Origin of the sequence: Salmonella sp. SSDFZ54, assembly GCF_004010735.1 — a bacterium.
Taxonomy (GTDB): domain Bacteria; phylum Pseudomonadota; class Gammaproteobacteria; order Enterobacterales; family Enterobacteriaceae; genus Salmonella; species Salmonella enterica.
This window is the reverse complement of record NZ_CP034819.1, coordinates 4,502,853-4,526,078: the sequence shown is the minus strand read 5'-3', so window position 1 is coordinate 4,526,078 and position 23,226 is coordinate 4,502,853. Positions and strand designations below refer to the sequence as shown.

The following is a 23,226-nucleotide window of genomic DNA, read 5'->3' as shown; positions in this document are numbered from 1 at the left end:
TTACGCTGTTTACGATGTCGCTGGCGATGACGCCGCCCGAACAGGGGCGGCGTTGCGCAACAGCGGGTGTTGTTGCGCATAATGTCAATCGAGCAACTTTTTGCCTTCCAGGTCGATGGCGATGTTTTGGTTGTGTGCTTTTCGGTAGCACAGTATCGCTATCCCGATCGCCGCCCAGCTAATTCCGAGTATCAGAGCGTGAATGTTCATGTTTAAACAGACGTAGCCGATGACGATCATCCCCATGATCGGCGAAATGACATGGGCGAAAATGCGCCGCTGAGCTTTCATCCGGAAATTGAACAGGATAAACACACACAGATTCACGACAAAAAAAGCGAAAAGCGCGCCAAAGTTCACCAGCGTGGAGATAGATTCAATCTTGCCGGAAAACAGGTAGCTGAGCAGCAGGGTGACGCCGCCGGTAAACAGAATGGCATAATCCGGCGTTTTACGCGTGGTATGGACGTGAGCGAGGAAGGCGGGCAACATTCGGTCGCGCCCCATTGAAAATAGCACTCTGGACACCGCCGTTTGCGCGGTAATAATGTTGCCGACGGCGCACACAAACGCCACAATGATGGAAAATGCCACTTTGAGCCAGATACCGCCAACGTTGCCGGCAATGGTGAAAAATGCTTCATTCGTCGCATTACCTTCCGCGAAGCGGTCGACGTTACCGGTGGCGAACGCCGCAAACGCCACAACGATAATAAACAGTACTGTCGCCAAAACTAACGCCAACAGCGTTGCTTTACTGACGGCGCGCCCCCCGCCTTCGCTTTCTTCACTTAATGTACTGATAGCGTCAAAGCCGAGAAAATTCAGCGCAGCCACCGAAATCGCCGTTGCGATGAGCCCAGGGGTGAACCACTGTGAATCGAAAAAAGGCCGGAAGGAAAGCGTTATCTGACTACTGTCCAGCATCATCAGACGGACAATGAGTAGCACGAAAATCGCCAGAATACCGAGTTGAATAAAGACCAGTAACTTATCGAATTTCGCCGTTTGCTGTATCCCGAGATAGTTGACTCCGGTGCCAATAGCCACATAAATCAACGGCCAGACCCAGACCGGGATCTGCGGTAAAATAGCGTGGACCGCGACGCCGCCCAGCACCGCTACGAGCGTAGGGAACAAAAGATAATCCAGCAGTAATATCCATCCGGTCAGAAACCCTACGGCGGGATTAATGCATACGCCAGCATACGCATAGGCCGAACCCGACGAGGAGATATGCTGCGATAAGGTAGAGTAGCTGTACGCGGTAAAAAACATCGCGATAGCGCCAATAATATAAACCAGCGCAACCATACCGTGCGAAAGATTATAAACGACGCCATAAAGAGAGACTGGCGCGATAGGCACCATAAACACCAGACCATAAAGCACTAAATCGGTAAGAGACAATTTTTTGACTTTTTTCATGATAAATACCTTAATGGCTTTTTATGCCAGATCGCGTAAAAACGCGCTTACCGCTGCGAGGCAGGGCGCGATATTTTCTTCATGCGGGTTATGGCTGCTGCCAGGAATGGTGACCGCGCGGCAGTCTGAAATGTGAGAGAGCAGCGGAGAGACGACGCGCTCGGTTGCCTGATCGTTTTCGCCGCGCAGTACCAGAACAGGACAGCGTATCTGGCACAAATGGGGCGTAATATCCCAGTCGGCAAGTTTGCCATTTGCCGCCAGTTCATTGGTTCCCCATAAAATGTGATAACCCGTAGGGTCGGCGGCGAACTGCGCATTAGATCGCTGAACATGAACGGCTTCTTCCGCGAGGGTATAAACGTGTCTGGCATAATAAGCGACCAGCTGTTCCGGTGGGTTTTGATAAATGACGGCGGGCATAATGACGTTTTTGATATCGTCATCGGACATTGGCGTCAGAGCGTTAAAGAGCCGTGTGGCTTCCTGTTGCCACAGGGCGATACTGGCCGGCGAACTGGCCAGTATTGTCCCGCGAAGCCCGGCAGGCTGTAAGCAGGCGTGCTCTGCGGCAAGCATTCCGCCCCAGGAATGTCCCAGTATCGAATACCCGTGCCCAATACCCAGGTGATGAATTAATTGGGTTAATTGACGGAGATAACGCGCAATAGTCCAGAAAGACGCGTCGGCATGAGGAAAATGCGTTGAACGACCGCAGCCATATTGATCGTAAAATATTACCATGCGCCCGTCATCAGCCAGATGGCGATAATTTAATAAATAATCAAAGCCGCCAGAAGGGCCGCCGTGAAGGATAATGAGCGGCGTGAGTAATGATTTTCTGTCTCCATAAATCCGATAGCTTGTCAATATGTTTTCAGAAAACATTTCGCCATAGAGATAAGTATCATTCATATTCTTAATGATTCAGTGTGTGGCAGGGCAGGCGAAATTTATATTCGCCTGGGTAATATTATTTTTTTATTGTGTGTAAAACATTACACCAGAAGGTGGCGTAATGTTCCCATTGCAGAAACTGCGGGCTTCCCCAGTGCGGTGAACAATCACTGGCAAAGCAACATACTTTCCCTTTATGGTAAGTACCCATAACTAACAGTGGATCGCCATTAATTTCAGCAAGGACCTGACTATTTTCTTTGGCGATAAGCTTGTTATAGCCCAACAGCGGCGGCCATTCGCTAAATGGCTGGGTAATAACATGCTCTACCGCAGTATTTACTGCTTTACATCCTTGCGGTAGTTCTACGCGGTCATCTACATCCAGCATATCAACCGGCAATACCTCCGCCAGAACCGTATTTTTATAATTGGCTTTTGCTTCTATTCCCGTAAAGGATAAATACCCGCCGATCATCAACAGACCGCCGCCCTCAGCAACATAATCGGCGATAAGTTGTAATGCATCAGGAATAATGTCCATATTATAAAACGTTCTGTTTTGTAACAGGAACGTATTGCTACCGATATCACTGATGACGATCGCATCATAGCAGGCTAATGCTTCGGCAGTTTGTGGAAAACGAGTTTGCACAATATGGGCAGGCATGTAGTCTACATCGATATTACCCTGGCGCAAGCAGGATAATAAATAGTCTGCGCCTTCTTCATATTTGCTCGATGTAAAGCTATCAAAACCTTTAGAGTGAATCATATGAATGTGCCATGATTCGCCAATAAATAAAATTTTCATTATGTCACCTGTTAATTAATGTGAATGACTTTATTAGATTGGGTACGCATTCGATGTAAAACCTGCAAGTGCTGAGGCATACTCGACGCACCGACTTGTTCCACCGCCAGAGAAGCGAAAGCGGAGGCATATTGAATGGCTGCGACCATGTCTGCTTGTCGCGCCAGCGCGGCGGCTAAGGCGCCATTAAAAGCGTCACCGGCCCCGGCGGCATCTTTTACCACGGCGCTCCATGCAGGAATATACAACGTGCGGGCGTGCTCACAGAGCAGAGAACCACGGGCGCCAAGGGTAATGATGACTTTTTTCACCCCGGATTGCAGAATAATATTTCCGGCTTTTTTCGCATCATTAATATCAGTAATGGTTACGCCGGATAAAAAAGAGGCTTCAGTTTCATTCGGCGTGATGATGTCAATATCAGATAATAAATGCGTCACCTGTTTCGTATAGGGGGCAGGATTCAGCATGATCATTTTATTTTCTTGTTTGCCCAGGCGGATAAATTCAGTCAACGCTTCAATGTTCGTTTCGAGCTGCATTAACATAACGTCAGACTCGGCGATATAACGGTGTTGCTCGTTAATCTCTTGCGTGGTGAGCATCATATTGGCGCCAGGGTAGATGGCGATAATATTATCGCCATCCACGGCGGAGACATAGATCAATGCGCTACCGGTGGGCGCTTTATCTGTTTGATACGCGCTGTATGAGGTGATGCCTGATTGAATAATATGATTCATAGCAAATGCGCTGAACTGATCTTTGCCCACTTTAAAAATAAAATGCGCCGCAGCGCCGGCATTGTTTGCCGCTAAAGCCTGGTTGGCTCCTTTACCGCCAGGATAGAATCCAAATTGACTGGCCAGAATGGATTCTCCGCTTTGTGGAAACCACGGCACGGTTGCTGAAACATCAATATTGAATGAGCCTAAAACACACACCTTGCCTGCTTTTTTTGTGTTTTCCCGGCGCAGTTTTGCATCCTGATGGATTGGCGTGGCGATAGTGCTGGAGATATCAATCTTATTTTCAGTGATAAGCTTACTCAGCGCGTCACGGTTTAAAATCCCTCCGCCATAGCAACGCTGAAGCATACCTGATTTCTGGAAATAGCGTAGATCGGAACGAATAGTCTCCTGGCTAACCTTATAAAGGTCTGAAAGTTTACTGACGCTAACACTATTATCCTTTATCAGTAAATTAATGATGGCATGACGTCTTTCTTCTTTAAACATATTGCCTCCGGGTAGTGAGTTGAATTGTATTTATGGCAATGTTGTCATGCGGTGAATTCAATCACAGATTATGCGGTCAACCGGAAGTAACCCCAAATGAATGTCAATAATCAGAAGCGCAGCCAATGTGTTAAATATTAATTGCTTACAGAAGGGGAAAATAGTTTTGTGAGTGTTGTCATATATTTTCTATGTAATATGACGGGGTGAACGTAAAATAGTTGGGCTTGCACGATTCAGTGAGTATATGCAGCCGGACAGCGTTCGCTTATCAGTCGCTACCCTCGACGAAATAAGACGATATCGCTCTCCGGCCCTGGGGTTATATACGCTCGATTTTTGCCGGCAGCCCCTGACGTACTGCCGCACCGGAAACCCAGTCGAGCCAAGTGTTGGTAATGGTTCTTGTCGGATCAGCAAAGCCCAGATCGTTAAGATTTATGCCTGCCCTGATTTGTGGATCATACGGCATAGGCACGCCATCCAGAGAGTGCTGCGTTGCGCCCATCTCGCGGTGGCCATATCCGTGTTCGATAGCGATGACGCCTGGCATCACGCCATTTAACAAACTGATTTGCGCCACGACCTGACCGCCCGGCGTAATGATCCGTACCCGATCGCCATGTTGCAGTCCATAACGCTCGCCGTCTTGCGGATTCAGCGCCACCAGGTTTGCTGGCTTCACATGGTGTAAGCGCGGGATGACGGCTGTTGAGCTGGACATGGTATTTGATTTAAATGAAATCAGTTTCAGCGGCCATTGCCCAATGGGAAACTGGTCGTCAATCGCACGACCATCTGACAAACGCGCCGGATACCAGACCGGGCAACCGCTGAAACGCTCCCCGGTGATGGCGTGACGGTGGGCGGCGACATCTGCATTCCAGATCTGTAAGGGTTTTTTCCACGCGTTACCTAACCGTTGCTCCGTATAGCCGCTATCCTCGGGCGCAAACCGGCCGCCACGCGAGTAGATAAACGCCACGCGACCGACCTCATCAGCTTTAAGCGTGTGCTGAATTGCTGGCAGAATGCGGCTGACGCCGGTAAGCGAAATATCTTCCTGATTTGCCGGCGCGACCGGCGTCTTGCCCATAAAGGCGATATTAGCGGCTACGCGCAGATAGAAATCTTCCGCCCGGTTCAGTGGAAAAGCATTGCCCTGCGGATCGGTTATCGCCCGGTCGCCAAAGCCGGGCAGATGGAGCCGTTTTGCTACCGCAATACAAAAGGCTTCCATCAGCGCGAAGAACGCCTGTAAGGCGCTAAGAAACATCGCCACGGGGAAGGCGTAGCTAAACCAGATTGGACGCGCCAGCACAACGGAGACTTCGCGGCCGGTATAAATCAACAGGCCCACCGCGCAAAGCGCGCTGGCTAACGCCAACCATTTAGTGACGTTGTAACTTTTATTGAATAATCGTTTTATCTGCTGCGCCAGGAACCACAGAGCGAGAAACCCGGTAAACAGCGGCAGGAACAACGCTCCCCAGGGCATCCACGACCAGGGCGTCGGCCAGGCATAGAAATGCCAGACGCGGGCGGTCTGGTGCAGATCCGCCGTCAACGCCAGCGGTGCGGTAATCGCACAGGTAATGGCAATCAGTAATGCCCGATTTTCTTCTGTTGCGGCGTCTTTTTTCCGCCAGTGAAGATAACAGGCAAACAGTGCGGCGCAGGCGGCAATACCAATAAAAAAGAAATATTGTACCGCCCACGGCAGCCAGCTAATGTCCTGCGGGTGAGCCAGCACTTCTTCAATGATGAGTGAATGCGTCATTCAGACCTCCTGCCAAAGCGCGGGCTGCGCACGGCCCATTAATGGGGTGACAAAGGCGTCGTCCAGACCCAGGTAGAAAACATGGGGCGACGTGCCGTTTTCCGGCTTTAATACCTTGATAGCGTCGCGATGTTGATGAAGCATGGTGGAGATGCGGCTATGGGGATCTTTGATATCGCCAATAATACGCGCGCCGCCGACGCAGGACTCTACGCAAGCGGGTAACAGCCCGGCTTCCAGACGATGGACGCAAAACGTGCATTTATCGGCAGTTTGCGTTTCATGATTGATAAATCGGGCGTCGTAAGGACACGCCTGGACACAATAGGCGCAGCCGACGCAGCGTTTGTTATCCACCACCACAATGCCATCTTCCCGCTGAAAGGTGGCTTGTACCGGGCAGACCGGCACACAGGGGGGGTTATCGCAATGGTTGCACAGACGCGGCAACAGCACATTCGTGACTTCCTGACTACCTTCACGCTGGACCTGGTATTGGTTCACGGTCGTACGAAATGCGCCCTGCGGCGTTTGGTTTTCAATAGTGCAACTTACGGTACAGGACTGACAGCCGATACAACGCCGCAGGTCGATAAGCATGGCGTAACGGTGTCGGAGAGAGCCTTCATGCCGCTCCGGCGAAAAAGGAAATTTCGCTTCAGCCAGCGGAACCAGCGAGGCGCCAGCGGTCAGGACGCCGAGCTGCTGGAGAAATTGCCGTTTACTGCTGTCCATATTGACTCCCGTCCACATTGCCAACAATGAAACATTTGTCACGATGTTGGTTCATGTGTAATGAATAAAAAATGTTGATGATTTACAGTGTAAAAATCGAGGCGGGGTGCGCTCTATTGTGGTTAACCACATACCCGGCTTGTTGTTGATCTAAAACAACATAATTGACAGGGATATTGGGGTGAGAGGTAAAACCGTAAGGCGCCTGGCGGTGTTGGCGGCAGTAGGGCTACTTTGTCATGGCGCGTGGGCAGGGACGTGGAATATCGGTATTCTGGCCATGCGCGGCGAGGCGTCTACGCGCAGCCACTGGCAACCGTTGGCAAAGACATTAAGCCAACAGCTTCCAGGCGAAACCTTTCACATCCAGCCGCTGGATCTGCATCAAATGCAGGAGGCCGTTAACCAGGGAACCGTGCAGTTTGTGATAACCAACCCGGCGCAATTTGTCCAACTGAACAGCCATGCGCCGCTGCGCTGGTTAGCTTCCCTGCGTTCCACGCGCGATGGGAAAGCGGTGAGTAATGTTATTGGCAGCGTGATTTTGACCCGGCGCGATAGCGGCATCACCACGGCGCATGATCTCATCGGTAAGACAGTCGGCGCGATTGATGCTCAGGCGTTTGGCGGCTATTTATTAGGCTATAAAGCGCTCAGCGACGCGGGCTTACGCCCGGAGCGTGATTTTCATCTTCGTTTTACCGGATTTCCTGGCGATGCCTTAGTCTATATGCTGCGCGAAAAAGCGGTGCAGGCGGCAATTGTGCCAGTGTGCCTGTTAGAAAATATGGATCAGGAAGGATTGATTAATAAAAAGGACTTTATCGCGCTGCTTTCCCGACCGACGCCCCTGCCTTGCTTAACCAGTACGCCGTTATATCCTGACTGGTCGTTCGCGGCGCTACCTGCGGTAAGCGATGCGCTGGCGGATCGCGTAACGCGAGCGCTATTCAACGCGCCCGCCGCCGCGTCATTTCACTGGGGCGCGCCAGCGTCGACCAGTCAGGTGGAAGCGTTGCTGCGTGATGTTCGTCAGCACCCTCAGCAGCGTCGACTGTGGCTGGATGTCAAAAGTTGGTTAATCCAGCACCAGCTAATGGTCGGCGGCGTGATTCTGGCGTTCCTGTTGCTCACGCTCAATTATATTTGGGTCATGCTGCTGGTGCGTCGACGTGGAAAGCAACTGGAACGTAATAACGTAGTTCTTCATCAGCATGAGCGGGCGCTGGAAACCGCCCGGCAAATGAGCGTGTTGGGTGAAATGACCTCCGGGTTTGCCCATGAGCTTAATCAGCCGCTTTCCGCGATTCGACATTACGCTCAGGGGTGCCTGATTCGACTGCGCGCTGCAGATGAACAGCATCCCTTGCTGCCGGCGCTGGAGCAGATTGACCAGCAGGCGCAACGCGGTGCGGATACTCTGCGTAACCTGCGTCACTGGGTCAGCCAGGCGCAGGGCAACCCGGTGCTAACCGAAGCGTGGAAGGCCATAGCCATTCGCGAGGCGATTGATCATGTCTGGCAATTGTTGCGTATGGCGCAACAGTTTCCGACAGTGACTCTGCATACCGAGGTTAGCGCTGCGCTGCGCGTAACGCTGCCGTCAATGCTGCTGGAACAGGTGCTGGCGAATATCATTCTTAATGCGGCTCAGGCGGGCGCCACCCATTTATGGGTCGTTGCTGAACATACTGAAAACGGCATCAGCATCGTTTTACAGGATAACGCCGGGGGAATCGATGAGGCGCTATTACGTCAGGCGTTTCAGCCGTTTATGACCACCCGCAAAGAGGGGATGGGCTTAGGGCTGGCGATTTGCCAGCGGCTGGTGCGGTATGGGCGGGGCGATATCAGCATCAGGAACCAGACCGCGCCGGACGGTCTGTCGGGAACGGTGGTCACGATACATTTCTTACATGAACATGGAGGCAGGGATGGCGACAATTCATCTACTGGATGATGATACGGCGGTCACTAACGCGTGCGCGTTTTTACTGGAAAGTCTGGGATATGACGTAAAATGCTGGACGCAGGGGGCGGATTTTTTGGCGCAGGCCAGTCTGTATCAGGCCGGAGTCGTATTACTGGATATGCGAATGCCGGTACTGGATGGGCAGGGCGTTCATGATGCGTTGCGCCAGTGCGGAAGTACCCTGGCGGTTGTTTTTCTTACCGGGCATGGCGATGTACCGATGGCCGTGGAGCAGATGAAACGCGGCGCCGTCGATTTTCTGCAAAAACCGGTATCGGTAAAACCGCTACAGGCGGCGCTGGAGCGTGCGCTGACGGTTTCATCGGCAGCGGTGGCGCGCCGTGAGATTATACTGTGTTACCAGCAGTTGACGCCGAAAGAGCGTGAGCTGGCCAGCCTGGTGGCAAAAGGATTTATGAACCGTGAAATTGCGGAAGCGATGAATATCGCGGTGCGTACCGTAGAGGTGCACCGCGCCAGAGTCATGGAAAAAATGCAGGCCGGTAGCCTGGCGGAACTGATTAGGCGTTTCGAAAAAATGGCCTCGCCAGAGACCAGAATACGAACAACGTATGAGCCATGAGTAATAAACTGCGTTATTTCTTTGATTTGCATCAAATTTTGTTTAATTGAGAAGACTGTTATATTCTGTTGGTTTGAGCTGGCGACGAGTAAAACGTATGACAAAACCGACAAAAGATGACGAGCTGTACCGTGAGATGTGCCGGGTGGTGGGCAAGGTCGTGCTGGAAATGCGCGATCTGGGGCAGGAGCCTAAATATATTGTTATTGCGGGCGTGTTAAGAACCGCGCTGGCGAATCAACGCATTCAACGTAGCGCGTTAGAAAAACAGGCTATGGAAACCGTGATTAACGCTCTGGCGCGGTCATAGCCGCTATCAGGGTGGCAATAACGAAATCGCCTTTGAATTGTCGGGATTGTCACCATGGCGGGCTGGTTGCCCGCCGTTAGCGATGCGCAGGGTTATCAGGTGATGGCTAAGCGCAGCCCTAATGTATCAGGGTACGGCTCAAAATAATTCTGGCTGCGTAGATAGTCATCCGGATGTTCCGCCAGATAGTGCTTCAGCAGCGTTAACGGTGCCAGGATAGGTAGTCGGCCCGCCCGGTAGCCGAGAATCACCTCGCGTAATTCCGCGCGTTGCCTGCTGTTCAACGCGCGGTGAAAATAGCCCTGGATATGCATCAGCACATTGGTGTGATTTTTACGTGAAGCGGGGTGGCGCAGGATAGCCATCAGTTTTTCTCTGTATCGGACAAAGAAGGCATCCAGATCGTCCCACTCATGCAGACGCGCGACGAAAGGGCCAATTTCGCGGTAGCCGGCCTGGTGATGGGCGAGAAGCTGAAGTTTGTATCGGCTATGAAACGCGAGCAAACTGTGACGACTCAAGCCCTGCGCGCGTAGCGCATTTAATTCATGTAGCGCGAAGATACGTGCGATGAAATTCTCGCGTAATACCGGATCGTGCAGGCGACCATCTTCCTCTATCGGCAGCCAGGGATATTTGTCCATCATCGCGGCGGTAAACAGCCCCGTGCCAGCTTTGCGGCCCCTGTTACCCTTTTCATCATACAGGCGAACGCGCTCCATTCCGCAACTGGGCGATTTTGCACACACAATAAACCCCGCCAGTTCGCCTATTGTTGGCAGAAACCGATCGGCAAAGGCATTCATTCGCTCGGTAACGTCATCGTGCGGGGCATGGCTATAGCGCATCCGAATGTCGCCACAGGTCGTCTGGATAAGACGCAGCGCAGGACGGGGCACGGGCAGGCCGATCGCCACCTCCGGGCAGATCGGTTTGTAGGCCACCCACGGCGCCAGAGAGTTCATGACAAAATCCATACGCTTATGTCCGCCATCAAAGCGTACCGCGGCGCCAGTCAGACATCCGCTAATGCCGACTACGGGTTTGTTATTCATGATTCCCCCTTATTGAAAGTACGACGACTGACGCCGATGGCGCAAAATGTTATCTCACGCTGATTTAAAACTTACACAACTTTGTTTTTTTGTCTAAGTTTTCGCGGAGATTTTTTTGATGTACTTAAATATCAATAAGATAGAATGAGGGGAAGAAATCTATTTCAGCGCTTATAGTGTGATAACCTCCAGCGAAGCGACCACGTTGCGCCACTGGGCAAGCTGTTTTTTCTGCCCGGCAGTGAGCTTTCCGGTGGTCACCAGGAACCATTTTCTCTGGGCGAACAGCTCGGGCGCCAGAACGGCTGGTGGAGAGGGAAGCACATTGAGCCGCAGCTCTTGTCCGGTACGAGTCAACGCTTCCAGCCAGATTTCACAGTGATCCGAGAGATGCCATCCGCTAATAAAAGCATTGTTGCCAGGCGCTTTTCTGTCGCCTTCAAGGCAAAAAGAGGTGTAGGCAATAATGATGCCATCCAGTATTTCGCGCAGCGTCATCACGGCGGGAAGATGCGCTGACACTTTGCTGCGCAACGGACGCAATAAATGGGTCACCAGTTCTGCGCGGGGATATTCCCGGCCACAGTCATAAATCAACTGCCGCAGCGCGTCAATTCGCCCTTCGTGGAGATGTTGGAGCATCGTCTCCTGGATCGTTATCCAGTTATCGCCCAGGCGAATGACCGGACGCGACAGTAAGGGTTTGACCTGACTTATCGGTACGCCTTTTCTCACCCAGTCGAGGATGCTAAGCGCTTGTCGAATATCGTCATCGCTGTATAAGCGATGCCCGCCATCAGTACGCTGCGGTTTCAATAAACCATAGCGTCGCTGCCATGCCCTTAGCGTGGCGGCATTGATACCGCATAGTCTGGCAAATTCGCCGATAGAATACGACATGGTAAAGCCCGTTAAATAAGGGGATTCTACTATATCATGATTAAATGAAGACTAAGGTAGTGATAAATGGTGCGGCATACCAGGGCATCCGTATGGATTTTGTCGATGATGAGCAATACTGCGTGGCGTAAGGCTCATCAAAATATGACCAATGCTTAATACCATCGGATGCCCCTGGTTAATACTCTATTAACCTCATTCTTCGGGCGCAGTTAAGTAACTCTGTCACTTTATGAACCTGTAGCTTTCTCATCATATTCATCCGGTGTGTTTCGACGGTTTTTATACTGATATGTAGCTTTTCGCTGATCCCATGATTGGTATACCCCTCGTCAATAAGCTTAAGAACCTGACGCTCGCGCAAAGTAAGCAGTTGATGATTGGTCGTGTCAGCGTTTAATTCAGCCAGGATAGCTTCCCGATTCAACGTCGGGTCAATGTAACGCTTGTTTACTGCTACTGTTTGCAATGCCGCTAACAGAACTTGCTGACTACTGCTTTTTAAAACATAGCCATTAGCACCTGCGGCTAAAGTTTTAATGGTCATATACTCTTGTTGGTATGCTGTGTAAACCAGAATATTCATTGCTGGCCAACGCTGATGTAATTGAGGAATGATATCCAGGCCATTGATGCCAGGTAAGCTAAGATCAAGGATAAGTATGTCAGGCTCGTATGCGCAACAGGCATTATAAACCTCAAGACCATTTTTAACATGCTCTACAATTTTAAAATGAGGCCAGGGTAATAAGGCATTCATAATGCCGTTAATGATGATTTCATGATCGTCTACTAATAAGATCTTATATTCTTTCATTTTGCTGCCCTCGCGAAAATTAAGATAATATTAAGTAATGGTGTAGTTTTTGAAGATCATACGTATTTTCTGGCGTAAGTCGGTTAGTTCCTCCAGCGCGATGATTTTCCCCATTTTTACGCGATTCTCAATGTCTATGACATAGCATACCAATTCAGTCTGCCCTATTTGACCTAAACAGCCTTTTAATGTGTGAATTAACTGATCGATTTTTTGTCCAGCCGATACGGCATTTTCAATATCAGCCAGCAAGAGGTCCAGTGATTGGAAAATCTTGCTATTAATGACCATATCATCTGTCGCCAGTAGCGCTGAGCAGCGACTTGGATCCTGCTCCTGTAGCTCTATATTTCGTAAAAGCTGGTATTCTGCGGCAATACTGATATAGCGAGCTAAGGTAGCCAATGTCACTGGTTTTGTAATGTAATGATGAATCCCATTTTTTTTACAACGATGAATATCTTCTGTCGCTACGCTAGCGGATAGCGCCACAAACATGCAGTCAGGATCTAAATTATTCGGCTCATCGTGCCATAATTGTACACATTCAATACCATCTATTTCTGGCATTCTAATGTCAATCAGTACTAAATCGAATCGTTGCTGTTGTGATAAAGTCAGAGCCTCGTTACTACTGGCGGCAATAGTGACGTGTTGGCCCAGGCTGACAAGCATTTTGCCGATGATATCCCGATTAATATCGGCATCATCAACCAAAAGAATCTGCAACTGCCAGGGTGGTAACAAATTATTTATTACTGGCATATTTGGTGTACACAATATTAACTGTTGCGCCAGGTCGTAGAGTTTTCCGGGGAAATACAAAAGCTCTGCGTTGAGAAGCGCATTTTGCTGGTGGGGTGGTTCACCGCGTATTCCCCAGCAAGCCAGTTGCCGATGCAGGCAGAACGGCGCTGACAGCGTCCCTTTAATTAGTTGAGGCGGCTGGTATTCTTGTAAGGGTAATACTAGCGAGACACAGGTTCCAACCCCGGGGACACTTTTTAGTGTCAGATTACCGCCCATCATTTTAGCCAGGCTTGACGCAATAGTCAGTCCAATTCCTGTACCTTGCGAATTTGTGTCTGCTTGATAAAAAGCAGTAAAGATTTGAGACTGCTGCTGTATTTCAATCCCTTTACCGCTATCGCTAACCAGAAATATTAATTGTTACTCATGACGCTTGACCGTCAGACGTATCCCTCCGGTTTCGGTAAATTTTACCGCGTTCCCGAGTAAATTAACCAAAATTTGCCGTAAACGGATACTGTCGGTATGAAAATAGAGAGGGACATGTTGACCGACAAAAGTACGTAATGACAGTTTTTTGCTTTGCGCTGGCCCCTGGATGGTTTGCATTGTCTGGTCCAGTAACGGCAGTAACGCTGTTTCTTCCACATGTAATGTGAAATGACCAGACTCGATGCGTGAAAAATCCAGCAGATTATTAATAATAGCTAACAAAGACAGTGTACAATTCCTGGCGGTATCAGCTAATCCTTGCTGCTCTATGTTTAAAGGGGTAGTTTGTAATAATTCAATCGCACCGAGTACGCCATTCATCGGAGTACGTAACTCATGACTTATTACCGTAAGATGAATGCTTTTACGTTTGTTAGCTTGCTCAGCGCGTTTTTTTGCTTCATTTAGCGCCTGGGTGCGCTCTGCGACTTTGTTTTCCAGATTGTCGTATTGGACTTGTAGAGTATCAAGCAGTTGGTTAAAAGCACCGGCAATACTATCTAATTCATCCAGTCGTTGTGCTGGTAAACGTGTGCTCAGCGGTGCAGTTGCAGTTTTATTAATGACATCGACAAAACGCCATAACGGTTTGGCCAGTGAGCGATGTAGTAACCAGCAAAAAGCCGACGTCATCAACACCAATGCTGTTAATGTAAAGGGGATTTGTTGAAGGATAATTTTTAAGATGCGATTATGTAGATTACCGTATGGGTACAGCGTAACCAGACTCCATCCGGGGCCATGCAAGGTTGTGCGTAATATCAGAAATCCGGGAATTTGCTGCCATCCATCATGCAGCGTTACATTCTCTAACTGTGTACGTATTTTTTGCGGGATGTATGAAAACGGCAATAAGTGGTTGTTTTGATCCAGCCATACTCGAATACTATCATCTAATGGTAGGTGGCTCTTAGTAATGAGATCGGGAAGTTTAACCGTCACCCCAAAAAATACGCCTTGCTGATCGGCAACCGCAACGGAAGCGTGCCATCCTTTGCCGTTTATGTATTCTGGTTCACTCCAGTAAAACCCGGCATGGGTTGGGTATAAAGGAAAGCTTTTTCGCGTTAAAGGCTGTAGAGTTGAATAATCTGAAGGGTTATCAGTAGATAATAACGAAATCTCATTTTTATGGTTAAGAATAAAACTATCGCGACGAAAGCTTTTTTCATCGATATCAGAGGACTGCAGAAAGAGACGGTGCTTCTCTCCGTTTAGCGTCGGTGTGCAATTTGAAGGACCGACAGAAAGATGCCGGCTCACCTCAGGGAAAATATCGTTATGATGAATCTCAGTCGCTAATGAGCATTGATACATTAAATTTTTAGCGTCACGTTCAGCTTCTTCAAACCGTTGATTGCTTAGTACAATATTCATCTCGGATAGAACGGATAAATCCTCTATTATATGCTGCCGTTTCTGAACCATTGATATATAAGCTGCGGTAAGCACAGATAGCAGCCAAATAATTATTGTTGTTAATAAAAATAAAAAAGTTAGCCTGATTACTAAAGATGTTTGCAGCGTATTCTTGAGATTGAGCAAATTCATAATGCTTTCCTCCAGTTGCCTGTTGCAAAATCTTTGGCACTTGATCACTATCGCAGTACATATAGTTTCATCAGAAGATTAATCGATGGTGTTATCATTAGGAAGATAAATTTCTTCATATATAACCCAGTCGATGACTACAATTACTTTTTAATAAGGTGGCGATGTAAAAACATCGTAACAGTTTATTTAATAAATAATTTTTCAAATTGTAATTTTTTATGTCAATGCTGAAAGTGTAATTGTGAATTTATCGGAAAATCCGAATGATAGAATCGCCTGTGACAAGGTATATGTAGACAGCATCCTGATATTGTACAAGAAGAGTATAGTCGAAATAAATGTGAATCAGGCTTTTTACGGATGTGGTTGTGAGCGAATTTGATAGAAACTCCCATTTATGTCTGAGGAGGGATTCATGCTGGCAGTTTTAAAAGGCATTCCATTAATTCAGGATATCAAGGCCGAAGGTAATAGCCGATCCTGGATAATGACTATTGATGGGCATCCTGCCAGAGGAGAAATTTTCTCAGAAGCATTTTCTATTTCTTTGTTCTTAAATGACCTGGAAAGCTTACCTAAGCCTTGTCTTGCCTATGTGACACTACTGCTTGCAGCACACCCGGACGTCCATGATTATGCTATACAGCTCACAGCGGATGGGGGATGGTTAAACGGTTATTATACCACAAGTAGTAGCTCTGAGCTTATTGCTATTGAGATAGAAAAACACCTGGCTTTAACTTGCATTTTAAAAAATGTAATACGCAATCACCATAAACTTTATTCGGGTGGGGTATAAAATGGTAGTAAATAAACGTTTAATCTTAATTTTACTATTTATACTCAATACAGCAAAGAGTGATGAGTTATCATGGAAAGGTAATGACTTCACCCTTTATGCCAGACAAATGCCATTAGCAGAGGTTTTACATCTGCTCTCAGAGAACTATGATACGGCTATTACTATTAGCCCATTGATAACAGCTACATTTAGTGGAAAAATTCCGCCTGGACCACCGGTCGATATTTTGAATAACCTGGCAGCACAATATGATTTGCTTACCTGGTTTGATGGTAGCATGTTATATGTATATCCTGCATCGTTATTAAAACATCAGGTTATCACTTTCAATATTTTATCTACTGGACGGTTCATTCATTACTTACGCAGCCAGAATATCCTTTCATCACCGGGATGCGAGGTTAAAGAAATTACCGGTACCAGAGCTGTGGAGGTGAGTGGTGTTCCCAGCTGTCTGACTCGTATTAGTCAATTAGCTTCAGTGCTGGATAATGCGTTAATCAAACGAAAAGACAGTGCGGTGAGTGTAAGTATATACACGCTTAAGTATGCCACTGCGATGGATACCCAATACCAATATCGCGATCAGTCCGTCGTGGTTCCTGGGGTCGTGAGTGTATTGCGTGAGATGAGTAAAACCAGCGTCCCGGCGTCATCGACGACCAATGGTTCACCCGCTACACAGGCATTGCCCATGTTTGCTGCCGACCCACGCCAGAATGCAGTGATCGTTCGTGATTATGCGGCCAATATGGCCGGGTATCGGAAACTCATCACAGAATTAGATCAACGCCAGCAGATGATAGAGATTTCGGTGAAAATTATCGATGTTAATGCTGGAGATATTAACCGGTTAGGCATCGACTGGGGAACGGCAGTGTCGCTGGGTGGCAAGAAAATTGCGTTCAATACAGGTTTGAATGACGGCGGTGCTAGCGGTTTTTCAACGGTAATCAGCGATACCTCAAACTTTATGGTGCGTTTGAATGCCCTGGAAAAAAGCTCTCAGGCTTATGTACTTTCCCAGCCATCTGTGGTGACTTTAAATAATATCCAGGCTGTGCTGGATAAAAATATTACTTTCTATACCAAACTGCAGGGAGAAAAAGTGGCTAAACTTGAATCCATCACTACGGGTTCTTTGTTGCGCGTTACACCTCGCTTGTTAAATGACAATGGCACGCAAAAAATAATGCTTAATCTTAATATTCAGGATGGACAACAAAGTGATACGCAAAGCGAAACAGATCCGCTACCCGAAGTGCAAAATTCTGAAATTGCTTCGCAAGCCACATTATTGGCCGGACAAAGTCTATTGCTGGGAGGATTTAAACAAGGTAAACAAATCCACTCGCAAAACAAAATCCCTTTATTGGGCGATATTCCTGTCGTAGGTCATTTGTTTCGCAATGATACGACTCAAGTACATAGTGTAATCAGGCTTTTTTTGATTAAAGCCTCAGTAGTAAATAATGGCATATCTCATGGTTAATCCAAAGAGCTCATGGAAAATACGTTTTTTAGGTCACGTTTTACAAGGCCGGGAAGTATGGCTGAATGAAGGTAACCTGTCACTGGGGGAGAAAGGATGCGATATTTGTATTCCGCTTACTATAAATGAAAAAATTATTCTGAGAGAACAGGCAGATAGTTTATTTGTTGATGCCGGGAAAGCCAGAGTTAAAGTTAACGGCCGCAGATTTAATCCAAATAAGCCGCTACCATCCAGTGGGGTTTTGCAGGTTGCGGGAGTGGCTATCGCGTTTGGTAAACAGGATTGTGAACTTGCTGATTATCAAATACCCGTTTCCAGATCAGGGTACTGGTGGTTGGCTGGCGTATTCTTGATTTTCATCGGTGGAATGGGGGTCCTGTTAAGTATTGGCGGTCAGCCTGAAACGGTAAATGACTTACCTTTGCGGGTTAAGTTTTTATTAGACAAAAGCAATATTCATTATGTGCGGGCGCAATGGAAAGAAGATGGCAGCCTGCAGTTGTCCGGTTATTGCTCGTCAAGCGAACAGATGCAAAAGGTGAGAGCGACTCTCGAATCATGGGGGGTCATGTATCGGGATGGTGTAATCTGTGATGACTTATTGGTACGAGAAGTGCAGGATGTTTTGATAAAAATGGGTTACCCGCATGCTGAAGTATCCAGCGAAGGGCCGGGAAGCGTGTTAATTCATGATGACATACAAATGGATCAGCAATGGCGTAAGGTTCAACCATTACTTGCAGATATTCCCGGGTTATTGCACTGGCAGATTAGTCATTCTCATCAGTCTCAGGGGGATGATATTATTTCTGCGATAATAGAGAACGGTTTAGTGGGCCTTGTCAATGTTACGCCAATGCGGCGCTCTTTTGTTATCAGTGGTGTACTGGATGAATCTAATCAACGCATTTTGCAAGAAACGTTAGCAGCATTAAAGAAAAAGGACCCCGCTCTTTCTTTAATTTATCAGGATATTGCGCCTTCTCATGATGAAAGCAAGTATCTGCCTGCGCCAGTGGCTGGCTTTGTACAGAGTCGCCATGGTAATTACTTATTACTGACGAATAAAGAGCGTTTACGTGTAGGGGCATTGTTACCCAATGGGGGAGAAATTGTCCATCTGAGTGCCGATGTGGTAACGATTAAACATAATGATACTTTGATTAACTATCCATTAGATTTTAAGTGAGTGGAAAATGACAACTCTGACCCGGTTAGAAGATTTGCTGCTTCATTCGCGTGAAGAGGCCAAAGGCATAATTTTACAATTAAGGGCTGCCCGGAAACAGTTAGAAGAGAACAACGGTAAGTTACAGGATCCGCAGCAATATCAGCAAAACACCTTATTGCTTGAAGCGATCGAGCAGGCCGAAAATATCATCAACATTATTTATTATCGTTACCATAACAGCGCACTTGTAGTGAGTGAGCAAGAGTAAAGTAAAAATATCTTAGAGCCTATCCCACCAGGCGTTATTGGCGCAGCCAGCCTGGACACGGACAGCGCGCAAAAACCGGAGCGTACACGTAGCACGTGAGGTTTGACTCGCTACGCTCGCCCTTCGGGCCGCCGCTAGCGGCGTTCAAAACGCTAACGCGTTTTGGCGAGCACTGCCCAGGACCAAAATGGCAAGTAAAATAGCCCTAATGGGATAGGCTCTTAGTTAGCACGTTAATTATCTATCGTGTATATGGAGGGGAATGATGATAAAGAAAAAGGCTGCGTTTAGTGAATATCGTGATTTAGAGCAAAGTTACATGCAGCTAAATCACTGTCTTAAAAAATTTCACCAAATCCGGGCTAAGGTGAGTCAACAGCTTGCTGAAAGGGCAGAGAGCCCCAAAAAGAGCAGAGAGACAGAGAGTATTCTTCATAACCTATTTCCACAAGGCGTTGCCGGGGTTAACCAAGAGGCCGAGAAGGATTTAAAGAAAATAGTAAGTTTGTTTAAACAACTTGAAGTACGACTGAAACAACTTAATGCTCAAGCCCCGGTGGAGATACCGTCAGGAAAAACAAAAAGGTAAAGCATAATGTCTTCAGGAAACATCTTATGGGGAAGTCAAAACCCTATTGTGTTTAAAAATAGTTTCGGCGTTAGCAACACTGATACCGGGGGTCAGGATGACTTATCCCAGCAAAATCCGTTTGCCGAAGGGTATGGTGTTTTGCTTATTCTCCTTATGGTTATTCAGGCTATTGCAAACGATAAATTTATTGAAGTCCAGCAGAACGCTGAACGTGCCAGAAATACCCAGGAAAAATCAAATGAGATGGATGAGGTGATTGCTAAAGCAGCCAAAGGGGATGCTAAAACCAAAGAGGAGGTGCCTGAGGATGTAATTAAATACATGCGTGATAATGGTATTCTCATCAATGGTATGACCATTGATGAATACATGGCTAAATATGGCGATCATGGGAAGCTGGATAAAGGTGGCCTACAGGCGATCAAAGCGGCTTTGGATAATGACGCCAACCGGAATACCGATCTTATGAGTCAGGGGCAGATAATAATTCAAAAAATGTCTCAGGAGCTTAACGCTGTCCTTACCCAACTGACGGGGCTTATCAGTAAGTGGGGGGAAATTTCCAGTATGATAGCGCAGAAAACGTACTCATGAAAAAAGACCCGACACTACAACAGGCTCATGACACGATGCGATTTTTCCGGCGTGGCGGCTCGCTGCGTATGTTGTTGGATGACGATGTTACACAGCCGCTTAATACTCTGTATCGCTATGCCATGCAGCTTATGGAGGTAAAAGAGTTCGCTGGCGCAGCGCGACTTTTTCAATTGCTGACGATATATGATGCCTGGTCATTTGACTACTGGTTTCGGTTAGGGGAATGCTGCCAGGCCCAAAAACATTGGGGGGAAGCGATATACGCTTATGGACGTGCGGCGCAAATTAAGATTGATGCGCCGCAGGCGCCATGGGCCGCAGCGGAATGCTACCTCGCGTGTGATAACGTTTGTTATGCAATAAAAGCGTTAAAGGCCGTGGTGCGTATTTGCGGCGAGGTCAGTGAACATCAAATCCTCCGATTACGTGCAGAAAAGATGTTACAGCAACTTTCTGACAGGAGCTAAAAATGAATCGAATTCACAGTAATAGCGATAGCGCCGCAGGAGTAACCGCCTTAACACATCATCACTTAAGCAATGTCAGTTGCGTTTCCTCGGGTTCGCTGGGAAAGCGCCAGCATCGTGTGAATTCTACTTTTGGCGATGGCAACGCCGCGTGCCTGTTATCAGGGAAAATTAGTCTTCAGGAGGCAAGCAATGCGTTGAAGCAACTGCTTGATGCCGTACCCGGAGATCATAAGCGTCCATCATTGCCTGACTTTTTGCATATCAATCCCACTGTTTTATCAATGATGATGACGTCATTAATACTCAACGTCTTTGGTAATAACGCTCAATCGTTATGTCAACAGCTTGAGCGGGCAACTGAGGTGCAAAATGCATTACGTAATAAGCAGGTAAAGGAGTATCAGGAGCAGATCCAGAAAGCGATAGAGCAGGAGGATAAAGCGCGTAAAGCGGGCATTTTTGGCGCTATTTTTGACTGGCTTACCGGCATATTTGAAACTGTGATTGGCGCCTTAAAAGTTGTGGAGGGTTTTCTGTCCGGTAATCCCGCAGAAATGGCTAGCGGCGTAGCTTATATAGCCGCAGGTTGTGCAGGAATGGTTAAAGCCGGAGCCGAAACGGCAATGATGTGCGGTGCTGACCACGATACCTGTCAGGCGATTATTGACGTGGCAAGTAAAATTCAAGTTGGTTGTGAAGTCGTCGCGATGGCACTGGATGTTTTCCAGATTGGTCGTGCTTTTATGGCGACTAGAGGCTTATCTGACGCAGCTGCAAAAGTGCTTGACTCCGGTTTTGGCGAGGAAGTGGTTGAGCGTATGGTAGGCGCAGGGGAAGCAGAAATAGAGGAGTTGGCTGAAAAGTTTGGCGAAGAAGTGAGTGAAAGTTTTCTCAAACAATTTGAGCCGCTTGAACGTGAAATGGTTATAGCGAATGAGATGGCAGAGGAGTCTGCCGAATTTTCTCGTGAGGTAGAAAATAATATGACGCGAAGCGCGGGAAAAAGCTTTACGAAAGAGGGGGTGAAAGCCATGGCAAAAGAAGCGGCAAAAGAAGCCCTGGAAAAATATGCGCAGGAAGGGGAAAAGTTTCTGTTAAAAAATTTTCGTAATAAAGTTCTCTGGAATATGTTCAAAAAAATCCTGTATGCCTTACTGAGTGATTGTTCATTTAAAGGCTTACAGGCTATCAGATGTGCAACCGAGGGCGCCAATCAGATGAATACTGGCATGGTTAACGCAGATAAAGCGAAGCTCGAAAAGAAAATAGAGCAATTAATAACTCAGCAACGGTTTCTGGATTTCATAATGCAACAAACGGAAGACCAAAAAAAGATAGAACAAAAACGCTTAGAGGAGCTTTATAAGAGTAGTGGTGCCGCGCTTAGAGATGCATTAGATACCATTGATCACTATAGTAGCGTTCAGGCGAGAATAGCTGGCTGTCGCGCTTAATCTGAGGATAAAAATATGGAAGCGAGTAACGTAGCACTGGTATTACCAGCGCCTTCCTTGTTAACGCCTTCTTCCACTCCATCTCCCTCCGGGGAGGGAATGGGTACTGAATCAATGCTTCTGTTATTTGATAATATCTGGATGAAGCTAATGGAGCTTGCCAAAAAGCTGCGCAATATCATGCGCGACTATAACGTAGAAAAACAACGACTGTCCTGGGAACTGCAAGTCAATGTTTTACAGACGCAAATGAAAACAATTGATGAAGCGTTTAGAGCATCAATGATTACTGCGGGTGGCGCAATATTGTCGGGCGTGCTGACGATAGGATTAGGGGCCGTAGGCGGGGAGACCGGTCTTATAGCGGGTCAAGCCGTAGGCCACACTGCTGGAGGCGTCATGGGCCTGGGGGCCGGTGTAGCGCAACGTCAAAGTGATCAAGATAAAGCGATTGCCGACCTGCAACAAAATGGGTCCCAATCCTATAATAAATCCCTGACGGAAATTATGGAGAAAGCAACTGAAATTATGCAACAAATCATGGGCGTGGGGTCGTCACTGGTCGCGGTTCTTGCTGAAATACTCCGGGCATTAACGAGGTAAACATGGTGCAAGAAATAGAGCAATGGTTGCGTCGGCATCAGGTGTTTACTGAGCCTGCATATTTAGGGGATACCGCCATATTACTTGGGCAACAGTTTATATTATCGCCTTACCTGGTGATCTATCGTATTGAGGCAAAAGAAATGATTATTTGTGAGTTCAGGCGCCTGACGCCCGGGCAACCTCGACCACAGCAATTGTTTCACTTACTGGGACTTTTACGCGGGATATTTGTACATCACCCGCAGTTAACATGTTTAAAGATGTTGATAATCACCGACGTTCTGGATGAAAAAAAAGCCATGCTGCGCAGGAAATTATTGCGCATCCTGACAGTAATGGGAGCGACCTTTACACAGCTTGATGGCGATAACTGGACAATTTTATCCGCCGAGCATCTTATCCAGCGACGTTTTTAAATGACCTTCCTGACGTAAATCATTATCACG

21 protein-coding genes and 3 pseudogenes are annotated in these 23,226 nt (G+C 47.6%); 13 read left to right on the top strand and 11 right to left on the bottom strand.

Features of this window, described 5'->3' with window-relative positions; translation table 11 throughout:
* Positions 1 to 84 precede the first annotated feature (84 nt).
* The 7 genes and pseudogenes from EOS97_RS22515 to ttrB all read right to left on the bottom strand — a co-directional run bounded on the left by EOS97_RS22515 (position 85) and on the right by ttrB (position 6,892).
* Entirely contained in the window at positions 85 to 1,428 is a 1,344-nt protein-coding gene (locus tag EOS97_RS22515) for an APC family permease (protein ID WP_000756093.1), read from the bottom strand.
* A 21-nt stretch (positions 1,429 to 1,449) separates the two neighbouring features.
* Positions 1,450 to 2,343 (bottom strand): proline iminopeptidase-family hydrolase, encoded by an 894-nt coding sequence (locus tag EOS97_RS22510; RefSeq protein ID WP_001000501.1) that lies wholly within the window; start codon positions 2,341 to 2,343, stop codon positions 1,450 to 1,452.
* Between the two features lie 58 nt (positions 2,344 to 2,401).
* The gene (locus EOS97_RS22505; protein ID WP_000697187.1) at positions 2,402 to 3,139 is read right to left on the bottom strand and encodes a glutamine amidotransferase; all 738 of its coding nucleotides are present in this window, start codon (positions 3,137 to 3,139) and stop codon (positions 2,402 to 2,404) included.
* Between the two features lie 11 nt (positions 3,140 to 3,150).
* Positions 3,151 to 4,377 carry a PfkB family carbohydrate kinase gene (locus EOS97_RS22500; protein WP_000471822.1) on the bottom strand — a complete coding sequence of 409 codons (1,227 nt, stop codon included), beginning with the start codon at positions 4,375 to 4,377 and terminating at the stop codon, positions 3,151 to 3,153.
* Between the two features lie 322 nt (positions 4,378 to 4,699).
* Positions 4,700 to 5,617 (bottom strand): annotated as a pseudogene (locus tag EOS97_RS27395) (molybdopterin dinucleotide binding domain-containing protein); the annotation flags it as partial.
* Positions 5,615 to 6,157 (bottom strand): annotated as a pseudogene (gene ttrC, locus EOS97_RS27390) (tetrathionate reductase subunit TtrC); the annotation flags it as partial. The pseudogenes EOS97_RS27395 and ttrC, both read right to left, overlap by 3 nt.
* On the bottom strand, positions 6,158 to 6,892 hold the full coding sequence (ttrB, locus tag EOS97_RS22490; RefSeq protein ID WP_001804764.1) for a tetrathionate reductase subunit TtrB: 735 nt from the start codon (positions 6,890 to 6,892) through the stop codon (positions 6,158 to 6,160). It abuts the pseudogene before it with no gap.
* 181 nt (positions 6,893 to 7,073) lie between these two features.
* Here ttrB and ttrS point away from each other — a divergent pair, with 181 nt between their 5' ends.
* From ttrS to fumD, 3 genes are all read left to right on the top strand, one after another.
* Positions 7,074 to 8,852, top strand: a complete 1,779-nt coding sequence (gene ttrS / locus EOS97_RS22485; RefSeq protein WP_001214408.1) for a tetrathionate respiration histidine kinase TtrS — start codon at positions 7,074 to 7,076, stop codon at positions 8,850 to 8,852.
* On the top strand, positions 8,827 to 9,447 hold the full coding sequence (gene ttrR / locus EOS97_RS22480) for a tetrathionate respiration response regulator TtrR (RefSeq protein WP_000190927.1): 621 nt from the start codon (positions 8,827 to 8,829) through the stop codon (positions 9,445 to 9,447). The genes ttrS and ttrR overlap by 26 nt, the downstream gene beginning before the upstream one ends.
* Before the next feature lie 97 nt (positions 9,448 to 9,544).
* Complete coding sequence (gene fumD / locus EOS97_RS22475; protein ID WP_000165779.1) at positions 9,545 to 9,757, top strand: fumarate hydratase FumD; 213 nt, start codon at positions 9,545 to 9,547, stop codon at positions 9,755 to 9,757.
* A gap of 95 nt (positions 9,758 to 9,852) precedes the next feature.
* On the opposite strand, the gene mlrB is transcribed toward fumD, so the two are convergent.
* From mlrB to EOS97_RS22455, 4 genes and pseudogenes are all read right to left on the bottom strand, one after another.
* Positions 9,853 to 10,812: a transcriptional regulator MlrB gene (mlrB, locus tag EOS97_RS22470; RefSeq protein ID WP_001060717.1), complete on the bottom strand. Its 960-nt coding sequence runs from the start codon at positions 10,810 to 10,812 to the stop codon at positions 9,853 to 9,855.
* Between the two features lie 171 nt (positions 10,813 to 10,983).
* On the bottom strand, positions 10,984 to 11,712 hold the full coding sequence (locus tag EOS97_RS22465) for a MerR family transcriptional regulator (protein WP_000122320.1): 729 nt from the start codon (positions 11,710 to 11,712) through the stop codon (positions 10,984 to 10,986).
* Between the two features lie 178 nt (positions 11,713 to 11,890).
* On the bottom strand, positions 11,891 to 12,529 hold the full coding sequence (locus EOS97_RS22460; protein WP_000666335.1) for a two component system response regulator: 639 nt from the start codon (positions 12,527 to 12,529) through the stop codon (positions 11,891 to 11,893).
* 30 nt (positions 12,530 to 12,559) lie between these two features.
* Positions 12,560 to 15,322, bottom strand: a pseudogene (locus tag EOS97_RS22455) (two component system sensor kinase).
* Positions 15,323 to 15,722: 400 nt separating this feature from the next.
* On the opposite strand from EOS97_RS22455, the gene spiC reads away from it, so the two are divergent.
* From spiC to sseE, 10 genes are all read left to right on the top strand, one after another.
* Positions 15,723 to 16,124, top strand: coding sequence for an SPI-2 type III secretion system protein SpiC (gene spiC, locus EOS97_RS22450; RefSeq protein ID WP_001562740.1), 402 nt, complete (start codon positions 15,723 to 15,725; stop codon positions 16,122 to 16,124).
* 1 nt (position 16,125) lies between these two features.
* Positions 16,126 to 17,619, top strand: a complete 1,494-nt coding sequence (spiA, locus tag EOS97_RS22445; RefSeq protein WP_000261288.1) for an SPI-2 type III secretion system protein SpiA — start codon at positions 16,126 to 16,128, stop codon at positions 17,617 to 17,619.
* Positions 17,600 to 18,811 (top strand): SctD family type III secretion system inner membrane ring subunit SsaD, encoded by a 1,212-nt coding sequence (gene ssaD, locus EOS97_RS22440; RefSeq protein ID WP_000323797.1) that lies wholly within the window; start codon positions 17,600 to 17,602, stop codon positions 18,809 to 18,811. The genes spiA and ssaD overlap by 20 nt, the downstream gene beginning before the upstream one ends.
* A 7-nt stretch (positions 18,812 to 18,818) precedes the next feature.
* A complete protein-coding gene (gene ssaE / locus EOS97_RS22435; RefSeq protein WP_000210202.1) occupies positions 18,819 to 19,061 on the top strand; it encodes a YscE family type III secretion system co-chaperone SsaE in 243 nt (80 codons plus the stop codon).
* 262 nt (positions 19,062 to 19,323) lie between these two features.
* Complete coding sequence (gene sseA / locus EOS97_RS22430; protein ID WP_000972855.1) at positions 19,324 to 19,650, top strand: SPI-2 type III secretion system chaperone SseA; 327 nt, start codon at positions 19,324 to 19,326, stop codon at positions 19,648 to 19,650.
* A gap of 6 nt (positions 19,651 to 19,656) precedes the next feature.
* On the top strand, positions 19,657 to 20,247 hold the full coding sequence (gene sseB, locus EOS97_RS22425; protein WP_000094431.1) for an SPI-2 type III secretion system translocon protein SseB: 591 nt from the start codon (positions 19,657 to 19,659) through the stop codon (positions 20,245 to 20,247).
* Positions 20,244 to 20,717: a SycD/LcrH family type III secretion system chaperone SscA gene (gene sscA, locus EOS97_RS22420; protein ID WP_000711023.1), complete on the top strand. Its 474-nt coding sequence runs from the start codon at positions 20,244 to 20,246 to the stop codon at positions 20,715 to 20,717. Before sseB ends, sscA begins: the two co-directional genes overlap by 4 nt.
* Before the next feature lie 2 nt (positions 20,718 to 20,719).
* A complete protein-coding gene (locus tag EOS97_RS22415) occupies positions 20,720 to 22,174 on the top strand; it encodes a type III secretion system translocon protein (protein WP_001079744.1) in 1,455 nt (484 codons plus the stop codon).
* Between the two features lie 15 nt (positions 22,175 to 22,189).
* The gene (gene sseD, locus EOS97_RS22410) at positions 22,190 to 22,777 is read left to right on the top strand and encodes an SPI-2 type III secretion system translocon protein SseD (protein WP_000388331.1); all 588 of its coding nucleotides are present in this window, start codon (positions 22,190 to 22,192) and stop codon (positions 22,775 to 22,777) included.
* A 2-nt stretch (positions 22,778 to 22,779) separates the two neighbouring features.
* Positions 22,780 to 23,196: an LcrR family type III secretion system chaperone SseE gene (gene sseE / locus EOS97_RS22405; RefSeq protein WP_000249599.1), complete on the top strand. Its 417-nt coding sequence runs from the start codon at positions 22,780 to 22,782 to the stop codon at positions 23,194 to 23,196.
* The last annotated feature ends 30 nt before the right edge of the window (positions 23,197 to 23,226 follow it).